At 52.9% G+C, this 19,972-nt stretch carries 19 protein-coding genes and 1 tRNA gene; 10 read left to right on the plus strand and 10 right to left on the minus strand.

All coding sequences use genetic code 11. The features are described from left to right. Nucleotides 1-18: 18 nt before the first annotated feature. On the minus strand, nucleotides 19-465 hold the full coding sequence (locus QMG90_RS08940) for a YccF domain-containing protein (protein WP_054179102.1): 447 nt from the start codon (nucleotides 463-465) through the stop codon (nucleotides 19-21). 123 nt (nucleotides 466-588) lie between these two features. On the opposite strand from QMG90_RS08940, the gene helD reads away from it, so the two are divergent. Then, nucleotides 589-2,643: a DNA helicase IV gene (gene helD, locus QMG90_RS08945; RefSeq protein WP_283283474.1), complete on the plus strand. Its 2,055-nt coding sequence runs from the start codon at nucleotides 589-591 to the stop codon at nucleotides 2,641-2,643. A 35-nt stretch (nucleotides 2,644-2,678) separates the two neighbouring features. Here helD and mgsA read toward each other — a convergent pair whose 3' ends face one another. Continuing rightward, entirely contained in the window at nucleotides 2,679-3,137 is a 459-nt protein-coding gene (mgsA, locus tag QMG90_RS08950) for a methylglyoxal synthase (RefSeq protein WP_283283476.1), read from the minus strand. Between the two features lie 101 nt (nucleotides 3,138-3,238). Beyond that, the gene (gene csgI / locus QMG90_RS08955) at nucleotides 3,239-3,901 is read right to left on the minus strand and encodes a curli synthesis inhibitor (RefSeq protein WP_283283477.1); all 663 of its coding nucleotides are present in this window, start codon (nucleotides 3,899-3,901) and stop codon (nucleotides 3,239-3,241) included. A 172-nt stretch (nucleotides 3,902-4,073) separates the two neighbouring features. On the opposite strand from csgI, the gene QMG90_RS08960 reads away from it, so the two are divergent. Beyond that, entirely contained in the window at nucleotides 4,074-4,487 is a 414-nt protein-coding gene (locus QMG90_RS08960; RefSeq protein WP_283283918.1) for a CoA-binding protein, read from the plus strand. Between the two features lie 29 nt (nucleotides 4,488-4,516). Here the strand turns inward: QMG90_RS08960 and hspQ are convergent, their stop codons facing one another. Then, entirely contained in the window at nucleotides 4,517-4,834 is a 318-nt protein-coding gene (gene hspQ / locus QMG90_RS08965; RefSeq protein WP_283283478.1) for a heat shock protein HspQ, read from the minus strand. Between the two features lie 61 nt (nucleotides 4,835-4,895). Continuing rightward, nucleotides 4,896-6,125: a 23S rRNA (cytosine(1962)-C(5))-methyltransferase RlmI gene (gene rlmI, locus QMG90_RS08970; RefSeq protein ID WP_283283479.1), complete on the minus strand. Its 1,230-nt coding sequence runs from the start codon at nucleotides 6,123-6,125 to the stop codon at nucleotides 4,896-4,898. 152 nt (nucleotides 6,126-6,277) lie between these two features. Here rlmI and QMG90_RS08975 point away from each other — a divergent pair, with 152 nt between their 5' ends. The 6 genes from QMG90_RS08975 to yccX all read left to right on the plus strand — a co-directional run bounded on the left by QMG90_RS08975 (nucleotide 6,278) and on the right by yccX (nucleotide 13,024). Further along, complete coding sequence (locus tag QMG90_RS08975) at nucleotides 6,278-7,909, plus strand: sensor histidine kinase (protein WP_283283480.1); 1,632 nt, start codon at nucleotides 6,278-6,280, stop codon at nucleotides 7,907-7,909. Then, nucleotides 7,906-8,622 (plus strand): two-component system response regulator DcuR, encoded by a 717-nt coding sequence (dcuR, locus tag QMG90_RS08980; protein ID WP_283283481.1) that lies wholly within the window; start codon nucleotides 7,906-7,908, stop codon nucleotides 8,620-8,622. The genes QMG90_RS08975 and dcuR overlap by 4 nt, the downstream gene beginning before the upstream one ends. A 636-nt stretch (nucleotides 8,623-9,258) precedes the next feature. Continuing rightward, nucleotides 9,259-10,599 (plus strand): anaerobic C4-dicarboxylate transporter DcuB, encoded by a 1,341-nt coding sequence (gene dcuB, locus QMG90_RS08985; RefSeq protein WP_283283482.1) that lies wholly within the window; start codon nucleotides 9,259-9,261, stop codon nucleotides 10,597-10,599. A 12-nt stretch (nucleotides 10,600-10,611) separates the two neighbouring features. Beyond that, nucleotides 10,612-10,881, plus strand: coding sequence for a hypothetical protein (locus QMG90_RS08990; protein WP_283283483.1), 270 nt, complete (start codon nucleotides 10,612-10,614; stop codon nucleotides 10,879-10,881). Between the two features lie 106 nt (nucleotides 10,882-10,987). After that, nucleotides 10,988-12,634 carry a class I fumarate hydratase FumA gene (gene fumA / locus QMG90_RS08995; protein ID WP_283283484.1) on the plus strand — a complete coding sequence of 549 codons (1,647 nt, stop codon included), beginning with the start codon at nucleotides 10,988-10,990 and terminating at the stop codon, nucleotides 12,632-12,634. Between the two features lie 108 nt (nucleotides 12,635-12,742). Next, nucleotides 12,743-13,024: an acylphosphatase gene (gene yccX, locus QMG90_RS09000; RefSeq protein ID WP_283283919.1), complete on the plus strand. Its 282-nt coding sequence runs from the start codon at nucleotides 12,743-12,745 to the stop codon at nucleotides 13,022-13,024. Here yccX and tusE read toward each other — a convergent pair. Then, complete coding sequence (gene tusE / locus QMG90_RS09005) at nucleotides 13,021-13,350, minus strand: sulfurtransferase TusE (protein WP_283283486.1); 330 nt, start codon at nucleotides 13,348-13,350, stop codon at nucleotides 13,021-13,023. The two genes, yccX and tusE, sit on opposite strands and share 4 nt — an antisense overlap. 87 nt (nucleotides 13,351-13,437) lie before the next feature. Further along, entirely contained in the window at nucleotides 13,438-14,097 is a 660-nt protein-coding gene (gene yccA, locus QMG90_RS09010) for an FtsH protease modulator YccA (protein WP_038154607.1), read from the minus strand. A gap of 271 nt (nucleotides 14,098-14,368) precedes the next feature. Between yccA and QMG90_RS09015 the strand changes: the two genes are divergently transcribed. Then, a complete protein-coding gene (locus QMG90_RS09015; RefSeq protein ID WP_283283487.1) occupies nucleotides 14,369-15,997 on the plus strand; it encodes an ABC transporter substrate-binding protein in 1,629 nt (542 codons plus the stop codon). Between the two features lie 142 nt (nucleotides 15,998-16,139). Beyond that, nucleotides 16,140-16,227 (plus strand) — tRNA-Ser (locus tag QMG90_RS09020). Nucleotides 16,228-16,380: 153 nt separating this feature from the next. On the opposite strand, the gene QMG90_RS09025 is transcribed toward QMG90_RS09020, so the two are convergent. From QMG90_RS09025 to QMG90_RS09035, 3 genes are read right to left on the minus strand one after another with little or no spacing between them, the layout of a single operon-like run. Then, the gene (locus QMG90_RS09025) at nucleotides 16,381-18,114 is read right to left on the minus strand and encodes a nitrilase-related carbon-nitrogen hydrolase (RefSeq protein WP_283283488.1); all 1,734 of its coding nucleotides are present in this window, start codon (nucleotides 18,112-18,114) and stop codon (nucleotides 16,381-16,383) included. Between the two features lie 50 nt (nucleotides 18,115-18,164). Beyond that, nucleotides 18,165-18,806: an ANTAR domain-containing response regulator gene (locus tag QMG90_RS09030; RefSeq protein WP_346733140.1), complete on the minus strand. Its 642-nt coding sequence runs from the start codon at nucleotides 18,804-18,806 to the stop codon at nucleotides 18,165-18,167. Beyond that, entirely contained in the window at nucleotides 18,790-19,962 is a 1,173-nt protein-coding gene (locus QMG90_RS09035) for a transporter substrate-binding domain-containing protein (protein ID WP_283283490.1), read from the minus strand. The genes QMG90_RS09030 and QMG90_RS09035 overlap by 17 nt, the downstream gene beginning before the upstream one ends. Nucleotides 19,963-19,972: the final 10 nt, after the last annotated feature.

Raw genomic sequence — 19,972 nt, forward strand, 5'->3', positions numbered from 1 at the left:
AGTGATAATCGGTCCGGATTATTGATAACGACGGCGGGCATTGGCTTCACGCGCGGCACGGGCGGTCTCCACACTCACGACGCGGCGGCCCACGGGCCACAGAGCAATCGCGGCAATTTTAAAGTTAGCGATCCCGACAGGGATGCCGATCAACGTGATGCACTGCGCAATCCCGGCAAAAATATGTGTCAGGCATAACCACCAGCCGAAGAGAATAAACCACAGAATATTGAGAAATGTGCCGCCGGCGTTCATCACCGTGCTTTTGCTGTCCGGGTCGAGTTCATCGACATGCACGGCCTCGTTGCCGTAGGGAAGCAGTGAGAGCTTCGTTATCTCCCAGCACGAGCGACTCAGCGGCAGCGTGACAATCAGCAGAATGCTGACCAGCGTCGCCAGAAGCCAGCCTAATGTTGTGGCGAAACCACCCAGTACAAAATTCAAAATATTCAAAACAGTACGCATAAATCCTCTGTCCATTGCGAAAATGTCGTTGGCCTCGTAATTGTAACGTTTTTTTGCGCTGGAGCACCTGGTATCTGGCGGTTAAACTGTGGAGTAAGAAAACGTGGCGGGATTTGGCATGACATGGAACTAAAAGCAACAACGCTTGGCAAGCGCATGGCGCAGCACCCTTATGATCGAGTAGAAATCCTGAACGCCGGAGTGAAAGTCTCTGGCGATCGTCATGAATATCTCATTCCTTTTAACCAGTTGCTCGACATCCAGTGCAAACGCGGTCTGGTGTGGGGCGAGCTGGAATTTATTCTGCCGGAAAATAAAGTGGTGCGTCTTCACGGCACCGAGTGGGGCGAAACGCAGCGCTTCCATCATCATCTGAATGCGCTCTGGGAGCAGTGGGGCTGCGAGATGAGCGACATCGCCGCGCGCCTGCTGACAGAACAACTGGCGGAGATTTCGCGTTTCAGCGCCGAAGGCAAATGGCTGACCCGCCAGGCCACGCTCGGCGTACAACAAAAAATCCTGCGCGCGCTGGATGCATTGCCGATCCCCGTTGCGCGCCTGGAAACGTTCGATAACTGCCGTGAGCTCTGGCGGCAGTGTCAGGGTTGGCTGAAAGACATCGACAGCAGCCGTCTGCAACACAATCAGGCGTATACCGAAGCCATGCTCAGCCAGTATGCCGGTTTCTTTGAAAAAATAGAGTCCTCGCCACTGAATCCGGCGCAGGCGCGGGCTGTGGTCAATGGCGAGCAGTCGCTGCTGGTGCTGGCTGGTGCGGGCAGCGGTAAAACGTCCGTGCTGGTGGCCCGTGCGGGCTGGTTGTTGATGCGCGGGGAAGCCTCTGCCGAACAGATCCTGCTGCTGGCGTTTGGTCGCCAGGCGGCGAAAGAGATGGACGAACGGATCCGTGAACGGCTGAACACAGACGCGATTAGCGCCCGAACCTTTCATGCTCTCGCGCTGCATATCATCCAGCAGGGCAGTAAAAAAGTGCCCGCCATCAGCAAGCTGGAAAATGACAGCAAAGCGCGGCAGGCGTTGTTGATCAAAACCTGGCAGCAGCAGTGCAACGAGAAAAAAGCGCAGGCGAAAGGCTGGCGGCAGTGGCTGGACGACGAAATGGGCTGGTCGGTGCCGGAAGGCAACTACTGGCAGGATGAAAAGTTAGTGCGGCGGATGGGCGGTCGGCTCGATCGTTGGGTCGGGCTGATGCGCATGCATGGCGGTTCACAGGCGGAGATGATTGATGCGGCGCCGGAAGAGGTCAGGGAGCTTTTCGGTAAGCGCATTAAACTGATGGCACCGCTGCTCAAGGCGTGGAAAACGGCACTGAAAGCGGAGGATGCGGTGGATTTCTCCGGGCTTATCCATCAGGCCATTAACGTGCTGGAGAAAGGGCGTTTTGTCAGCCCGTGGAAGCATATTCTGGTGGATGAATTCCAGGATATCTCCCCGCAACGCGCAGCGCTGCTGGCGGCATTGAGAAAGCAGAACTCCCGCACCTGTCTTTATGCCGTCGGCGACGACTGGCAGGCGATCTACCGCTTCAGCGGCGCGCAACTGACGCTGACCACCGCCTTTACGCACTATTTTGGCGAGGGCGACAACTGCGCGCTGGATACCACTTATCGCTTTAACAGCCGCATTGGCGACGTGGCGAATGCATTTATCCAGCAGAACCCGCATCAACTGAGCAAGCCGCTGAACAGCCTGAAAGTGGGCGATAAAAAAGCGGTCACCCTGCTGGCGGATGATCAGCTCGATGCGTTGCTCGACAAGCTCAGCGGCTATGCTAAACCGGATGAGCGGATCCTGGTGCTGGCGCGCTACCATCACCTGAAACCCGCCAGTCTGGAAAAAGCAGCTACCCGCTGGCCGAAGCTGGCGATCGATTTCATGACCATTCATGCCAGTAAAGGGCAGCAGGCTGACTATGTGATTGTCATGGGGCTGCAGGAAGGGCAGGATGCGTTTCCGGCACCGGCCAGAGAATCCATCATGGAACAGGCGCTGCTGCCGCAGCCGGAGGATTTCCCGGATGCCGAAGAACGGCGTTTGCTGTATGTGGCGTTGACTCGCGCCCGTCAGCGCGTCTGGCTGCTGTTCAATAAAGAACAGCCGTCGGTGTTTGTCGATATTCTGAAGGCGCTCTCCGTCCCGGTAGCGCGCAAACCGTAACCGCAGGCTGGCGCTCGCTGCGCCAGCCCGGGAACTTACTTCAGGCGATCCGCCAGATAACGTGGGTAGTCGGGGATCAGGATGTCCACTTCATCACTGAAGTTCGGCGCCTGAATAATGAAATCCGCGGTAGCCAGGTTGGTGGCGACCGGAATATTCCACACCGTTGCCAGACGCAGCAGTGCTTTGACGTCGGGATCGTGCGGCACGGCGTTGAGCGGATCCCAAAAGAAAATCAGTACGTCGATCTTCCCTTCTGAAATCTGCGCGCCCACCTGCTGGTCACCGCCTAACGGGCCGCTCAGCATGGCGTTAACGTTAAGCCCTGTGGCGCGCTGGATCAGATTCCCCGTGGTGCCGGTGGCTGACAACGTGTGGCGCTCCAGCAACGTACGGTGGCGCTCCACCCATTTCATCAGCATGTCTTTACAGTGATCATGCGCCACCAGCGCAATGTGCTTGCGCGCCGGGAGCGTGCGTGTTGTGAGTTCCATAGTGCCCTTCCGCATTTTGAGATGCAGACAGATTACTGGATGCGATTCAGGCTGCAAACCGTGAGGGCTTAAAAATGATAAATCCGTTCAGAAATGCAGGGTTATGACGAGGGTTGCTGGCGCGCCCATTGCAAAAAACGATTGCGCGTGTCTGAGTCTGCCTGCTGAAACCAGTATTTGAGCCGCTGCTCGGCGACGGTTTGCGACTGCAGAGAGGGGAAATCAAGCTCGGTCTTTTTCGACAGCAGGGTGCTGTCATCCGGCAGCGGAGCGTTTAATGGCGATCGGGCAGCCAGCTTTCGGTTGTGGTTATAGAGTGCGGCGGCCTGTTCATAGTCGATGCCGGAGGCGGTTTTGGTCACCGCGAGAATATCAAGCTTCACCGGAATGGGGGCCGAATTGCCATCCAGCAACGTGATGTCGGGGGCGGTGCTGAAGGTTTGCGTCTCTTCCTGTGTCTCCAGCCGGGGCAGGTTAACATTCACGAGACTAATTAAACGCGTATCAAAACTGGCAATCAGCGGAGGAGAAACGTAGCGCTGATAACTTCTGTCGGGTAACTGGATGATTTTTTCTACCCGGAAAACTACCTGATGCGGGCCGTTATCGAGTTCAATGCCGTCTGCGCCGCGAAGTAACGAACTGGACACCTTTTTGCCATCCAGCACCAGCAGATCGACATCGCCCGCAAGGCGTAACGTCGTGGCCGGGGCCAGATCCGGGATCAGGAGCGTCACGCACAGAAGCAGTGTTCCAGCTTTCATTGGTATCTCCTGAAAAAGAGTTAGCCCAAGAGAGTGTATCAAAATTTTACTAATCACGATTTTATTAACATATAGACACGGGCACTGGTTTTGCCCTCATACTTCAGTATGGGATGCATGGTTGGCTGGTGTGGAATGTCGTACACTTTGATGAGTTGCCCGGAGGATAATGATGAAAGAAAACGATATTGCAGGCATTTTGACATCCACCCGCACCATCGCGCTGGTGGGGGCGAGCGACAAACCTGAACGCCCGAGCTATCGGGTGATGAAGTATCTGCTTGATCAGGGGTATCACGTGATCCCGGTGTCTCCGAAAGTGGCAGGCACCACGCTGCTGGGGCAGAAAGGGTACGCAACGCTTGCCGAGGTGCCGGAAAAAGTGGACATGGTTGATGTGTTCCGCAATTCAGAAGCCGCGTGGGGCGTGGCGCAGGAAGCCATTGCTATCGGCGCGAAAACGCTGTGGATGCAGCTGGGCGTAATTAATGATCAGGCCGCCGTGCTCGCCCGCAATGCAGGGCTGAACGTGGTGATGGATCGCTGCCCGGCGATTGAAATCCCGCGGTTAGGCCTGGCGAAATAACAAAAAACCCCGCTTCGGCGGGGTTTTGATTAATTACGCAGTCGTGGCGCCTGTAGCTGGCGGCGAATGGTTCGCGCCAGTTCATCCATCGACGGTTGCTCGGGATGTTCATCGTTCATCTCGCCGCTCAACTGAGCCTCAGCAAGATACGTATGCACTGGCTGACCGTCGTCATCTTCCATCACCACATGATACCAGGGGGCGGCCCGCAGTTCGGCATTCACCGCCATTTCATCTTCAGCCGGTTCATCAAGAGAGTATTCTGGATCGATATCAACAATCACGCCCAGATAGCCCAACAGGGAGTGGCGGACCTGCTGGCCGATACCGAATTTGCTGGCAATCATAGTCACCTCCCGGGAAACATTACCTGCTGTCGATATGCGGGCAAATGCTCCACTTTTCAAGTTACATGACGCGACAGGCAAACCCTTTCAGATACAGCCCTTCCGGGTAGGTAGCGATCACCGGGTGATCGGCGGCCTGACGGAACTGCTCTATAAATTGTACATCACGACCAGCATCAATTGCGGCATCAGCGATGATTTTCTGAAATAAATCGGTGGTCATCAACCCTGAACAGGAGAATGTCAGCAGCACGCCGCCCGGGTTCAGCAGCTGGATCGCCAGCATGTTGATGTCTTTGTAACCGCGGCAGGCCCCCTGCAACTGGCTTTTGTTTTCGACGAATTTCGGCGGATCCATGACGATGACATCAAACGTCTCGCCCTGATCGCGATATTTGCGCAGCAGCTTAAACACATCATCACGCACAAACTCTGCTTTGCTGAGATCGAGTTTGTTCAGCGCCACGTTTTGCTTCGCCACATCAAGCGCTTCCTGCGACGTATCCACGCTTACCACCTGACGGCAGCCGCCCATCAGCGCAGAAACTGCAAAACCACCAGTGTAGGAGAAACAGTTCAGAACGCGTTTGTCGGCAACGTAACGGCGCGTCGCCAGGCGGCTGTCACGCTGATCGAGGTAGTAACCGGTTTTATGACCGCCCTGAATATCTACCAGCAGTTTCATGCCGTGCTCTTCAATTGGCAGCAGGGCAGGCGGCCGTTCACCTGTCACCGGGCCTTGCGTCAGTTCCATCCCTTCTTTTTTACGCACCGCCACATCGCTGCGGTCATAAATCGCACATTCCGGATAGAGCGTCTGCAGGGCGATTATTAACGCCGCGCGCTGATACTCCGCGCCCGCGCTGAGCAACTGTAACACCAGAAAATTGCCGAAGCGGTCAATCGTCACGCCCGGCAGGCCGTCTGACTCACCGGCGATCAGACGGTAGCTGTCGAGCCCGTCCTGCTGCGCCAGCCAGTCGCGCCATTGCTGCGCCTGTCGCAGGCGGCGGATGAAGAAATCGCTGTCAATGGATTCGCTGGCGTCAAACGTCCAGACGCGGGCACGAATTTGCGACGCCGGCGAATACGCGCCGCGCGCCAGCCATTTTCCCTGGTGATCCACAATATCAATGGTTTCACCGGGACTGGCTTTTCCTTCCATACGGGCGACCGCGCCGGAGAAGATCCAGGGATGGCGGCGCAGTAACGATTTCTCGCGCCCTTTGGCTAACACTAAACGGGAAAACCTTGCTAAATCTGTTTTTTGACTTTCTTGTGCTGTCTTCATTAGGTACTCCCATGGAAAACGCGAACGATACGGTTAGAAACGGCGCGTAGGGTAGCACAACAGGACAGGGGAGAGCTTGTTGAAATCGCCTCCTTTAAATTCCCCGTCTCAACAGGGATAATACCCACACAAACAGTGGATCCGGAATCACGATGAAATACACCCTGCCTTACCGCAAGCTACGTAAACGGCCGATGAAACTCGGTACAACGGTGATATTAATGGTCAGCGCCGTATTGTTTTCTGTGCTGCTGGTGGTACACCTGATCTACTTCTTTCAAATCAGCCATATGGCGCGTGATGCGCTGGCGAACAAGGCGCTGGCGGTGGCCCGGACACTGGCGGATTCCCCGGAGATCCGCCAGGGGCTGATGAAAAAACCGCAGGAAAGTGGCATTCAGGCGATTGCCGAAGCGGTACGCAAGCGTAACGACATGCTGTTTATTGTCGTGACCGATATGAAAACCCTGCGCTATTCCCATCCGGAAGCGCAGCGCATCGGGCAACCGTTCAAAGGCGACGATATTTTGCTGGCGCTTGAGGGCAAAGAGAATGTTGCCATCAATCGCGGTTTTCTTGCCCAGGCGCTACGTGTTTTTACCCCCATTTATGATGACAACCACCGGCAGATAGGCGTGGTGGCGATAGGTCTGGAGCTGAGCCGGGTGACCGGGCAGATCAACGACAGCCGCGGCAGCATCATCTGGTCCGTCTTATTCGGCGTGCTGGTTGGCCTGCTGGGAACCTGGGGGCTGGTGAAAGTGCTGAAACGCATTTTGTTCGGGCTGGAGCCGTATGAAATTTCCACCCTGTTTGAGCAGCGCCAGGCGATGCTGCAGTCGATCAAAGAAGGGGTGATTGCCGTTGATGACAGCGGTGAAATAACGCTCATTAACGAAGCCGCGCAGGAATTGCTGGACTACCGCCGCTCGCGGGATGATGCGCAGCTCTCCACGCTCAGCAATACATGGTCGCAGGTGGTGGATTTAAGCGAAGTTCTGCGCGACGGCACCGCACACCAGAATGAGGAGATCAACATCAAAGACCGGTTGCTGCTCATTAATACCGTTCCGGTGCGCAGCAATGGCAAAATTATTGGCGCTATCTCCACTTTCAGGGATAAAACGGAAGTTCGTCAGCTGATGCAACGGCTCGATGGTATGGTGAACTATGCCGACTCACTCCGTGAACGGTCCCACGAATTCATGAATAAATTACATGTGATTCTGGGCTTGCTACATCTGAAGAGTTATAAGCAACTTGAAGATTATATTATCAAGATGGCGAACAACTATCAGGAAGAGATCGGCTCACTGTTGGATAAAATAAAATCGCCAGTCATTGCGGGATTTTTGCTAAGTAAGATTAATCGCACATTCGATTCAGGGCATAAACTGGTGATTAGTCATGACAGCCAGTTGCCGGACAGCAATAATGAAAATCAGGTTGCGGTATTGGTTACCGTCCTCGGAAATTTGATTGAAAATGCGCTCGACGCGTTAGGTCATCAACCGGAAGGTGAAATTGGCGTTTCCTTATACTATCGAAATGGCTGGCTGCATTGTGAAGTCAGTGATGACGGCCCTGGAATAGAGCCGGATCGTATTAACCCTATTTTTGTGAAAGGCGTCTCGTCTAAAGGATCTGATCGTGGCGTTGGTTTAGCCCTGGTTAAACAGCAGGTTGAAGGTCTTGGCGGTAATATTTCCGTGGAATCCGAACCCGGTGTTTTCACGCAATTTTTCGTACAAATACCCTGGGATGGGGAGAGGGCCAGCACATGATCTCTGTCTTTATTATCGATGACGATGCCATGGTCGCGGAGTTAAACCGCCGCTATGTCGCGCTGATCCCCGGTTTTGAATGCTGCGGCATCGCTTCGACACTGGAGAAGGCCAAAGAGGTTATCCTTCATAGCGATACTCATATTGACCTGATTTTGCTGGATATTTATATGCAGAAAGAGAACGGGCTGGATCTGCTTCCCCTTCTGCATGCAGCCGGCTGCAAAAGTGATGTCATCGTCATCTCGTCTGCCGCTGATGCCACCACCATTAAGGAGTCACTGCACTTCGGCGTCGTTGATTATTTAATCAAACCGTTCCAGGCATCGCGTTTCGAAGAGGCGCTCACCGGCTGGCTGCAAAAGAAAAGGGAGATGGAAAAGCACCAGTATTATGAGCAGTCAGAGCTGGATCAGCTGATTCACGGTAGCGCACCCACTGAACAGGATCCCCGCCGCCTGCCGAAAGGGTTAACACCGCAAACGCTGTGCACGTTATGCCAGTGGATTGATGCGCATCAGGATGCTGAGTTTTCCACTGATGAGCTGGCGAATGCGGTAAATATATCTCGCGTATCCTGTCGTAAATACCTTATCTGGTTAGTTAATTGTCATATTCTCTCTACCAGCATCCATTATGGCGTAACAGGAAGACCCGTCTATCGGTATCGTATTCAGGCCGAACATTATTCTTTACTTAAGCAATATTGTTAGGCGAAGATAAGACAACGTTGCGGATTATTACGTTATTTATTTGTAATAATTATTAGAATAATGAAAAATCGAAATACGTAAGGTTACAGCGCGAAAATTCGTAAATTGTGCCAGATCAAAATCATTGAAATATAACTTCTTTTTCAACGAGTTATTATTGTCAGATGTCACATTGTTTTTAATTTCAAAAACGGTAACAAAAGTTAATAAAGTATCCCCCGCCGCACGGAATGTGTATTTTTAATCCCAAAGGAGTAGTCCGTAAATAATCAGACGGGCAAATAAAAACTAAAACAGTAGCAATGGATATCTGCTACATCTTAGGGACAAGCACATTCTGTGAGCTGAAAATATGTTTATATATTTCATAAAGATACTACATAAAGCACTGAATCTGCCTCTGCTCACCTTTTTCGAAACTGCCCATCGCCGGGGAGGCATGCTCCCTGAAAACACCATAAAAGTCGATAAGAACGATCATGGATGTCATGAGAAGTCCTTATTCCATATTTACAAATTAATCACGCTTTCAGACGGAACGAATATTGGCCAGGGTCTGCACTTAATTCACAAAAAACAGAACGTGGCTGTGATCTATTTATCAAAATTGGATAGTTTTATCGCGAGGGTAAATAAATGCTATTTAGTATACAACTTCTCATAATATTAATATGTTTGTTTTATGGCGCCAGGAAAGGCGGTATCGCACTGGGTTTGTTAGGCGGTATCGGCCTGGTCATTCTGGTATTCGTTTTCCATCTCGAACCAGGTAAACCGCCTGTTGATGTCATGCTGGTGATCATCGCCGTGGTCGCCGCGTCGGCAACCTTGCAGGCGTCAGGGGGTCTGGATGTGATGTTGCAGATCGCCGAAAGACTGCTGCGTCGCAACCCGAAATACGTTTCCATCGTCGCGCCGTTCGTGACCTGTACCCTGACTATCCTCTGCGGTACCGGACACGTGGTCTATACCATCCTGCCGATCATTTACGATGTGGCGATCAAAAACAACATTCGCCCGGAACGCCCAATGGCCGCCAGCTCTATCGGTGCGCAGATGGGGATTATCGCCAGCCCGGTTTCCGTTGCGGTGGTTTCTCTGGTCGCCATGCTGGGTAACGTGACGTTTGAAGGCAAGCATCTTGAGTTCCTTGACCTGCTTGCTATCACTATTCCGTCCACGCTGCTGGGTATCCTGGCAATCGGTGTTTTCAGCTGGTTCCGTGGTAAAGATCTGGATAAAGACGAAGATTTCCAGAAGTTCATCTCTGTGCCGGAAAACCATCACTATGTGTATGGTGACACCGCTACGCTGCTGGACAAAAAATTGCCGAAAAGCAACTGGCTGGCAATGTGGATCTTCCTCGGCGCCATTGCGGTAGTTTCTATCCTCGGTGCTTTCTCTGAACTGCGTCCTTCTTTTGGCGGCAAATCGCTGTCCATGGTGCTGGTCATCCAGATGTTCATGCTGTTGACCGGGGCGCTGATTATCATCCTGACGAAAACCAATCCCGCGTCGATTTCCAAAAACGAAGTATTCCGTTCAGGGATGATCGCGATTGTGGCGGTGTACGGTATCGCCTGGATGGCAGAAACCATGTTCGGTGCGCACATGAAAGAAATCCAGGGCGTACTGGGTGAAATGGTGAAAGAGTATCCGTGGGCCTACGCGATTGTGCTGCTGCTGGTGTCCAAGTTTGTTAACTCTCAGGCGGCTGCTCTGGCGGCGATTGTTCCGGTCGCACTGGCTATCGGCGTTGATCCGGCGTACATCGTGGCGTCTGCCCCGGCGTGCTACGGCTACTACATTCTGCCGACTTACCCAAGCGATCTGGCGGCGATTCAGTTCGACCGTTCCGGAACCACCCGCATTGGGCGCTTTGTCATTAACCATAGCTTCATTCTGCCGGGTCTGATTGGCGTCAGCGTATCCTGCGTCTTTGGCTGGATCTTTGCTGCCATGTACGGATTCCTGTAAGGAGTTTTGGTTATGCCACCGGAGCTGATCACTGTGACAGAGATCATGGCAACCAGCTCCGGTGTGGTTTTCATTTCCGACGTATTCTGTCCGCGGGACAATGTCAGGGTAATTAATATGGTAAGCATGCAAGAGAATGCCGGCTCTGCCGGTGAGAAAAAAGTTGAACAACAGGACGCCCAGTTTTTGCTGGACTCCTTTATGCGCAAACATGCTTCATATAAGCAGTACCGGCATCCACTCTCACCACGAAAAAAAGCCGGGGATGAAAAGCGCAGTTAACGACAGCGGGTTTTCGCACACCTCCGCCGCCTCCGTCAGTGGAGGCGCAGGAAGGTGTGCGTATCTGCCTGAATCATAAATAACCACAATGATCAGTGAGAAAACAATGTCGAACAAACCCTTTCATTATCAGGAACCTTTCCCCCTTTCAAAGGATGACACCGAATACTATCTCCTCAGTCCCGATTATGTGTCCGTCTCCGAATTTGAAGGGCAGGAGATCCTCAAAGTAGACCCACAGGCGCTGACCCTGCTCGCGCAACACGCCTTCCACGATGCCTCGTTTATGCTGCGTCCGGCGCATCAGCAGCAGGTCGCTGATATCCTGAGTGATCCCGAAGCCAGCGAGAACGACAAATACGTCGCGCTGCAGTTCCTGCGTAACTCTGAAATCGCCGCAAAGGGCATTCTGCCGACCTGTCAGGACACCGGCACCGCCATCATCACTGGCAAAAAAGGCCAGCGCGTCTGGACCGGCGGCGGCGATGAAGCGGCGCTGGCCCGCGGGGTGTACAACACTTACATCGAAGACAACCTGCGTTACTCGCAGAACGCGGCGCTGGACATGTATAAAGAAGTCAACACCGGTACCAACCTGCCGGCGCAGATTGACCTCTACAGCGTTGACGGCGACGAGTACAAATTCCTCTGCATCGCCAAGGGTGGCGGTTCGGCCAACAAAACCTATCTGTATCAGGAAACCAAGGCGCTGCTGACGCCGGGGAAACTGAAAGACTATCTGGTCGAAAAGATGCGCACGCTGGGAACCGCGGCCTGCCCGCCGTACCATATTGCGTTTGTCATTGGCGGCACCTCGGCGGAATCCACGCTGAAAACCGTCAAACTGGCCTCAACCAAATACTATGACGGGCTGCCGACGGAAGGTAACGAGCACGGCCAGGCATTCCGTGACGTGCAGCTGGAAAAAGCGCTGCTGGAAGAGGCGCAGAACCTCGGTCTCGGCGCACAGTTTGGCGGTAAGTATTTCGCGCATGATATCCGCGTGATCCGTCTGCCGCGCCACGGTGCCTCCTGCCCGGTCGGTATGGGCGTTTCCTGCTCGGCAGACCGCAACATCAAGGCGAAGATCAACCGTCACGGCATCTGGCTGGAAAAACTGGAAGATAACCCGGGCAAATACATCCCGGAAGCGCTGCGTAAAGCGGGCGAGGGTGAAGCGGTGCGTGTGGATCTGAACCGCCCGATGAGCGAAATTCTCAAACAGCTGTCGCAGTACCCGGTATCCACGCGCCTGTCGCTGACCGGCACCATCATCGTCGGGCGCGATATCGCCCACGCGAAGCTGAAAGAGCGGATGGATAAAGGCGAAGGGCTGCCGCAGTACATCAAGGATCACCCGATCTACTACGCCGGCCCGGCCAAAACGCCGGCAGGGTATGCCTCCGGTTCGCTGGGACCAACCACCGCCGGGCGTATGGACTCCTACGTTGATCAGCTCCAGTCGGAAGGTGGCAGCATGATCATGCTCGCCAAAGGCAACCGCAGCCAGCAGGTGACGGACGCGTGTCATAAGCACGGCGGTTTCTACCTCGGCAGCATCGGTGGCCCGGCGGCGGTACTGGCACAGGGCAGCATCAAAAGTCTGGAGTGCGTGGAATACCCGGAACTGGGAATGGAAGCCATCTGGAAAATCGAAGTGGAAGATTTCCCGGCGTTTATTCTGGTGGATGATAAAGGCAACGACTTCTTCCAGCAGATCCAGTCATCGCAATGCACGCGATGCGTGAAGTAAACGAAATGGCATTGAATAATTTGCTATTCTGACAGTTCAACGATAATGAGCGACAGGTTGTATTTCTTCAGGGAAATGCAACCTGTCAGACATTACAGGAGAACAATGATGGCAAACGTCTGCACCCGCGCATGGGTTCACGGCATCGTTCAGGGTGTCGGGTTTCGCTACAGTACGCAACGCGAGGCGCTGAAGCTGGGGTTGACCGGGTATGCCCGCAATCTGGATGATGGCAGCGTCGAAGTGCTGGCCTGCGGCGAGGCGCAACAGGTGGAAGCCTTAATTGACTGGCTGAAAGCGGGAGGGCCGCGGAACGCGCGGGTCGATAAAGTGCTTACTGAACCACACCAACCCGCCAGAACGTGGGATAACTTCGATATCCGCTACTAAATGCATTTCACCGGCTTTGGCAGACCGGCGATTTTGGTCGCCTGCTTTGCCGGGCCTTTCGGGAACAGACGATACAGATAGCGGCTGTTGCCTTTCTCTTCACCAAACTTATTGGCCATCGCCTTCACCAGCATGCGAATGGCGGGTGAAGTATTGAATTCGAGGTAAAACTCGCGCACAAAACGCACCACTTCCCAGTGCTCCGGGGAGAGGGCGATACCTTCGTTTTCGGCAATCGCTGCCGCCATCGGCTCGCTCCACAGCGTGGTGTCTTTCAGATAGCCTTCGCTATCGGTCTCAATTTCTCTGCCGTCAAAAATAAACATAGTGCTTCATAATCCGAACAAACTGGCGGCAGTGTAGCAAAAAAGAAAGCCCCGCATAAGCGGAGCTTTCGTGTCGGACGTTAACCGTTAGTCTCTGCTGGCGAAGCCAAGAATGCTCAGCAGGCTGACAAAGATGTTATACAGCGACACGTACAGGCTGACGGTCGCACGAATGTAGTTGGTTTCGCCGCCGCGGATGATATTGCTGGTCTCGAACAGGATGGCACCAGAAGAGATCAGGATGAATACCGCGCTAATCGCCAGATGCAGCGCTGGCAGTTGCAGGAAGATATTCGCCACCATGCCAATCAGCACTACCACGATACCCGCCATCAGCATCCCACCGAGGAAGGACATGTCTTTGCGGGTGGTCAGCACGTAAGCCGAGCAGCAGAAGAACACCAGCGCGGTGCCGCCAAGCGCCATGCCGATGACATCGCCCATTCCGGCAGAGAGATACGCGTTAAGGATCGGGCCGAGGATGTAGCCCAGGAAGCCAGTAAACGCGAAAGCCGCCAGAATGCCGCTGGGTTTGTTCGCCAGCTTATAGGTCAGGAACATCAAACCATACATGCCAACCAGCGTCAGGATCAGCCCCGGCGATGGCAGCATCAGCACGGTGCTGGCCGTTGCCGTGATGGCAGAAAATGCCAGCGTCAGGCTGAGAAGAAAATAGGTATTACGCAGAACTTTATGCGTACTCAGCAGCGATGAACGATCGCGTGACGAGGTAATTATACGATCCATAAGTCACTCTCTTATGACAGATATCATTAACGAAGAAGCATAAAAAAAGGAAAGCAAAAGCCCTAATGCTTTTACCCAACTTTACTGATTCTGCTTCCTTTCTCAATAGCAGATTATTTCACCGTTAATCAGAAAGTCAGCATAAACGATTTTTTCACCCGGTGAAGCAGATCGACATCTTATAGGTTACTGAAAATTATTGCTTTAGCGGATTTCCATGTCTAAGACTGGATGCAGTGTCGCAAAAAATTTTCTGCATAAGGCAACGGACATGAAATCATATAAGCACAATCGCATTACGCAAATATTGCTGACTACAGGACTGCTGTGCGTGACATCGGCCACTTTTGCCGCCACGGTACCTGCCGGGACGGAACTGGCGGCAGAGCAGGTGCTGGTCAGGAACAACGGCAGCGAGCCGTCGTCGCTCGATCCGCATAAAGTTGAAAGTGATGTCGAAGCGAATATTATCAAGGATATGTTCGAAGGGCTGGTGTCGGTCAATGTTGATGGTCAGGTCGAACCGCGGCTGGCTGAAAAATGGGAGGAACAAGCCAATACCGTCTGGACATTCCATTTGCGCCCCGGCGTTACCTGGTCGGATGGCACAGCCATCACGGCGCAGGATATCGTCTGGAGCTGGCAACGTCTGGTTGATCCTAAAACCGTCTCTCCATATGCGACCTATCCGGCAAATATGCATATCGTTAATGCGGCTGAAATTGCCGAAGGCAAAAAAACGCCCGATACGCTGGGCGTGAAGGCGCTCAACGACACCACGCTTCAGGTGACGCTGAACCAGCCAAATGCCGCGTTTTTGCCGATGCTGGCTCACCAGTCAATGGTACCGGTCGATAAAATCCTCATTAGCCGCTTTGGCGACAAATGGACTCAGCCCGAGCATATCGTCACCAGCGGCCCCTATAAGCTCTCGCAATGGGTGGTGAACGAACGCATCGTGGCGCAGCGTAACCCCCGCTACTGGGATGATACGCATACAGTGATAAATACGGTCACTTACCTGCCAATCGCCTCGGAGACGGCGGATGTGAACCGCTACAAAGCGGGCGAGATTGATATTACATCAACGGTGCCAATCAACCAGTTTGCCTCGCTGAAGAAAACGCTGGGCGATCAGCTCAACGTGACGCCGCAGCTCGCAACGTATTATTACCAGTTCAATACCACGAAACCACCGTTTAACGACCCGCGCGTTCGCCGGGCGCTCAATATGGCGCTGGATAAAGACATCATTGCGCAAAAGGTGCTGGGGCAGGGGCAGCGCGCCGCCTGGGTTATCAGTCAGCCGGATATCGGCGGTGTAAAACTGACGAACCCGGACTATGCCAGCTGGCCGATGGAAAAACGCATCAGCGAAGCGCAAAAACTGCTGGCAGCGGCAGGGTTTGGCAAAGATCATCCATTGACCTTCAGCCTGCTGTATAACACCCAGGAGTCGCACCAGCGTATTGCCATCGCTGCCTGTTCGATGTGGAAAAAGAACCTTGGCGTGGAAGTGAAGCTACAAAATCAGGAATGGAAGACCATGCTCGACAACATGCACACCGGCAATTTTGACGTGGTGCGTTACGCCTGGATTGCGGACTATGACGACGCCTCGACCTTCCTGAACAACTTCCGTACCGGCGATAGCGAAAATACCAGCCGGTATAGCAGCCCGGCATTCGACGAGGCGCTCATCAATGCGTCGAAGGCGGAAAAGGTGGCTGACCGCGGTAAATACTATCAGCAGGCGGAAAACAGTCTGGGGCAGGATGTGCCGGCGATTCCCCTGTATCACTACGTCCGCGCCCATCTGGTCAAGCCGTGGGTGGGGGGATTTAACCCGGACCGGCTGGGGTACTACTACACCAAAGACATGTACATAAAAAAACAGTGACTCTGAGGGCGCTAAGGCGCTGAATAACGGGTTAATGCGCTGCAATTTCAGGCGAAAAACGGCATTTTGATGGTTTTTCAGGCAAACGATCAAAAACGGGCTTTACACGACGAACAGGGATGTTTATAGTGCGCCTCATTCCGGAAGTGTGGCCGAGCGGTTGAAGGCACCGGTCTTGAAAACCGGCGACCCGAAAGGGTTCCAGAGTTCGAATCTCTGCGCTTCCGCCAGATATAAACCCCAGCTGAGCAATCAGCTGGGGTTTTTCTTTTTGTACGGTTTCTGTTGTGCCATTTTCCTTTAGCGTGGTCGTCCGGATCAGTCTTTCTTGCTTCCCCCGTGATGAAGGGCGCCATTAAAAACCTGAGTTGTAGCGAAAGGGCTTAATTCAGTAGCGGCTTGTAGTGATGGGGCTGGCGCATGGCGACCAGGTCCTTACGACGTACCACATTCGTTGGATAGGGGCCGTTAGCAACAGAGCCAGTATTGATGCTTTGTGTTGCTACCCGCGTTTCCTGCCAGAGTAGCCGTTCTTGCCGTGGAAAGGTAAAGGTTTCTGGCCCGAAAATTCCGCTAAATCCTCCCGCCCCATTGGTATCATCAAGTGCATTAGCAAAAACCAGATAAAGATTGTTTTCTCCCGCACGGGTTCTGAATAAGTGCCAATGCAGCGGATCGGCCCCTGTCGGAATGGGGAAATTCTGCGTCACTGAGCTGCCTGCGTGGGCGGCGGTAAACCCTGTCGAAAGTGCAGCAGAACACGTAATAATATCGCATCCCATTAATGCGAGAATTCGTGCAGATTCGGGGAATAGTGCATCGTGGCCTGACAACAATCCAATTCTGCCAACCGCAGTATCAAACACTTTCCAGTGTTCTCCAGCGCTGGCCCATTTTTGGTTTTCCTGCGAAAGATGTATTTGTCTGTAACTGCCGATGATTCCTTCTGGCCCAAACAGCATCTGTGCGTTGTAGTTTTTATCCTGTTGCTTTTCGGCCATTCCGACCACCAGGTAGACCCTTAACTGCATAGCCAGGCGAGCCAGCGTCTGTACTGCCGGGCTTTCTAACGTTTGAGCATGAGCTGCGTTGTCGCAACGACCTGTCAAGGCTAATTCCGGAAAGACGACCAGCTCGCTACCTTGCTCCAGAACGGCCTCTTTTGTCATGGCGGTTATCGCCGCCAGATTATCTTCAACGTGCTCAACGGGAGAGAACTGCGCCACCGTGATACGGCTCTGCTTGCCCGGGGGTAGCGGCTGATGCCCGTACAGCCCAAAGAAATCCTGCGGGTTCCATAAAAAGCTGTCGCTTAATAGTAAGTGATAATGATCAGGGCGGCGTTGATAAAAAACCGGCTCTCCCAATACCTGGCGCTGGCGGCTACGGTTGATATCGATCCCGGCATAAGCTATCCCATCACCGTCATCGACCACTGCGGCAATGTTGCCATCAGGCTCAATAATACAGCTACCGCCGCTAAACTGGACTCCGCGCTCTAATCCCCAGCGGTTACTCTCCAGCAGATAGCAACCATTTTCCATCGCCCGGCTAATCCAGTAGGGCGCGGGGGTGCGCTCTGCCAACCAGTTGCTGATGTGACAAATGACGTCAACGCCGTCCAGTGCCAGCAAGCGGGCGGTTTCAGGGAAGTGAATATCCATACAAACCAGCATGCCAATGCGCCCTAGCGGGGTATCAAAGACCTGATGTCCAACATCACCTGCCGCAGCCCATTTGGGTTCTGAAATATAGGGATGGCTTTTACGATGGCAACCCATAACGCCCTCAGGCCCGATCAATACGGCGCTGTTGTAATACAGCGATGTAGTGGGGTCGATCTCAGGCATCCCTAAAACGATATAGCATTGATAACGTTGCGCTAATTCAGCAAAACGTGCCGTACTCTCGCCAGGGACGGTTTCCACCATCGGCGCAATCTCCTGCCGATCAAACCAACAGTATCCCGTTGTTGCCATTTCCGGGGTTGTAATCAGGCGCGCACCTTTCTGTGCCGCCTGTTCAACCAGGATAAGTAATTGACGTAAATTGGCTTCTTTTGCAAACATTAAGGGTTCGAATTGAATGGCCGCTGCAAGATAAGGGGCTATTGACATGATGATCCTCACAATTAATAAATGCGATGTTCAGGGTGCCCGGGTCAGGCTTACTTAATTTTTCCGGCGGCTGGCGCACCGGGTGTAGTCCAGGAGAAAATGTCATTGGCTTGTATTAACGAACATGAGATCTCTTCGACAGTAATACGTTTGTCCATGGCCTGATGACGCAGAATCTCATAAGCCTGTTCTTCACCAATGCTGTGCATCCTCATCAGGATGGCTTTAGCTTCACTAACCTGACGGATACCCAGCATTTTTTTCTCCAGCCGTTCTATTCGATCGCTCATCTGCCGTTGTTGCTGTGCATGGTGCAAAGCAAACACCATCGCAGACAGTAAACCTGAAGAGCGAATCGGAGTGGTTATCGTGGCTCCCGCACCCATGCTGATGGTTTGATCGATAAATGTTGGATTTTCATAGGCGATAACCGCGATAAGGACATGTTTACTCAGATCGAGCCATGACACGTCTGGTTCCGGATTATCTGACTGTAATGCATAGAAAATCAGGTCCGTATCAGCGGGGAGTCGTTCAGGAATGGGCCAGAAGGCTTGAACCTTAAACCCCATGCGGCGTAAATGGTTGGTGAGTGTTGCACCGTCATCATCATCGGGGTGTAACACGACGCAACGAATCCCCCGACTCAGTAATAAAGCTGTTGTGCTAAGCCTGCTATCGTGAGGACGCATAGGGATACCCCACTGTTGTTAGCTTTGTTATCCAATCGCCCTGAATCTGATTGGTCATATAGGGATCGGGATCGACAATACGGCGGGACTCTTGCACAATCGTAAATTGCCCGTTTTCATTCGCCATTCCAATGCGCGGATAGAGCCCGGTATGCTGATTTAGCTGATCAATACGAATGCGTCCCTGAGGAGCATCAAACTGGCTCCCCCTCAGCGCGGCTGATAACGGGTAGATATGATCACTGCCGCACTCGGCCATGGCTTTTGCAAAAAGGTGTACCTGGCTGTAAGTGGCTTCCCAATTCATGTCCGTACTCATTTCTGGTCCGAATTGCTTATGGAATTGTTTGAGTGCGGATTGATTTGCCCTGGTGTTAATACTTTGAAAATAGGGGGCGGAAGTAAAATGCCCCTGCGCGGCCTCCGCGCCCATAATCGCAATCTCAGTTTCTGATGTATTTAAGCTACCAATAGGCATACGCGCAGGATCTAAACCTGCCGCCTTATAAGCCTGATACAGGAAGGGAACGGTCTGCCCGACAACCGTGCTGAAAATAAAGTCCGGCTGCTTTTTGATGATCTCATCAATAATCGGTAGAAAAGCTTCATAGGGCGCATTCAAATCAAGATAACGCTCACCAATAACTGCACCGTCATGCCGTTGCAGAATTAATTCCTGCATGTTGCGGTTACATTCGTAGGGATAAATATAACGGGAGCCAATCAAATAAACCCGTGCCCCAAATTGAGCCGCCAGGTAGTCAGCCAGTTGTACACAATTCTGATTGGGCGCGGCACCGCCATAGAAAATGTTTTCTGAAAACTCAAAGCCCTCGTACAGTTGCGAATAAAACAGCAACCGACGATATTTTTCAACAATCGGTGACATCGCTTTTCGGCTACTGGACGTATAGCCGCCGAAAATCACATTCACTTCATGTTTGGTAATTAATTCCTCGGCCAGGGCACGAAATTGTGCATCGTCAGATTGCGGATCCAAATGAATGGTACTGAGTGGTCTGCCGTTGATGCCGCCATTTTGATTAATTTCGGCAATAGCCTGGGTTGCTCCGCGCCATTGTGACAACTCTTGTGCCGCCGTCACCCCGCTGAAGGAGTACAGTAAACCAATATTGATGGGTGTATCTGGCCCCATATGCACCTGC

This window comes from Trabulsiella odontotermitis, assembly GCF_030053895.1.
Taxonomy (GTDB): domain Bacteria; phylum Pseudomonadota; class Gammaproteobacteria; order Enterobacterales; family Enterobacteriaceae; genus Trabulsiella; species Trabulsiella odontotermitis_C.

What these genes read in the sequence shown, in the direction of transcription:
- yccA (WP_038154607.1), bottom strand. Translation starts at nt 14,097, where the DNA reads ATGGATCGTATAATTACCTCGTCACGCGATCGTTCATCGCTGCTGAGT.
- rlmI (WP_283283479.1), bottom strand. Translation starts at nt 6,125, where the DNA reads ATGAAGACAGCACAAGAAAGTCAAAAAACAGATTTAGCAAGGTTTTCC.
- QMG90_RS08940 (WP_054179102.1), bottom strand. Translation starts at nt 465, where the DNA reads ATGCGTACTGTTTTGAATATTTTGAATTTTGTACTGGGTGGTTTCGCC.
- yccX (WP_283283919.1), top strand. Translation starts at nt 12,743, where the DNA reads ATGGCAAACGTCTGCACCCGCGCATGGGTTCACGGCATCGTTCAGGGT.
- helD (WP_283283474.1), top strand. Translation starts at nt 589, where the DNA reads ATGGAACTAAAAGCAACAACGCTTGGCAAGCGCATGGCGCAGCACCCT.
- QMG90_RS09015 (WP_283283487.1), top strand. Translation starts at nt 14,369, where the DNA reads ATGAAATCATATAAGCACAATCGCATTACGCAAATATTGCTGACTACA.
- dcuB (WP_283283482.1), top strand. Translation starts at nt 9,259, where the DNA reads ATGCTATTTAGTATACAACTTCTCATAATATTAATATGTTTGTTTTAT.
- fumA (WP_283283484.1), top strand. Translation starts at nt 10,988, where the DNA reads ATGTCGAACAAACCCTTTCATTATCAGGAACCTTTCCCCCTTTCAAAG.
- QMG90_RS08975 (WP_283283480.1), top strand. Translation starts at nt 6,278, where the DNA reads ATGAAATACACCCTGCCTTACCGCAAGCTACGTAAACGGCCGATGAAA.
- QMG90_RS08960 (WP_283283918.1), top strand. Translation starts at nt 4,074, where the DNA reads ATGAAAGAAAACGATATTGCAGGCATTTTGACATCCACCCGCACCATC.
- csgI (WP_283283477.1), bottom strand. Translation starts at nt 3,901, where the DNA reads ATGAAAGCTGGAACACTGCTTCTGTGCGTGACGCTCCTGATCCCGGAT.
- QMG90_RS09025 (WP_283283488.1), bottom strand. Translation starts at nt 18,114, where the DNA reads ATGTCAATAGCCCCTTATCTTGCAGCGGCCATTCAATTCGAACCCTTA.
- hspQ (WP_283283478.1), bottom strand. Translation starts at nt 4,834, where the DNA reads ATGATTGCCAGCAAATTCGGTATCGGCCAGCAGGTCCGCCACTCCCTG.
- QMG90_RS08990 (WP_283283483.1), top strand. Translation starts at nt 10,612, where the DNA reads ATGCCACCGGAGCTGATCACTGTGACAGAGATCATGGCAACCAGCTCC.
- dcuR (WP_283283481.1), top strand. Translation starts at nt 7,906, where the DNA reads ATGATCTCTGTCTTTATTATCGATGACGATGCCATGGTCGCGGAGTTA.
- QMG90_RS09030 (WP_346733140.1), bottom strand. Translation starts at nt 18,806, where the DNA reads ATGCGTCCTCACGATAGCAGGCTTAGCACAACAGCTTTATTACTGAGT.
- tusE (WP_283283486.1), bottom strand. Translation starts at nt 13,350, where the DNA reads ATGTTTATTTTTGACGGCAGAGAAATTGAGACCGATAGCGAAGGCTAT.
- QMG90_RS09035 (WP_283283490.1), bottom strand. Translation starts at nt 19,962, where the DNA reads ATGGGGCCAGATACACCCATCAATATTGGTTTACTGTACTCCTTCAGC.
- mgsA (WP_283283476.1), bottom strand. Translation starts at nt 3,137, where the DNA reads ATGGAACTCACAACACGCACGCTCCCGGCGCGCAAGCACATTGCGCTG.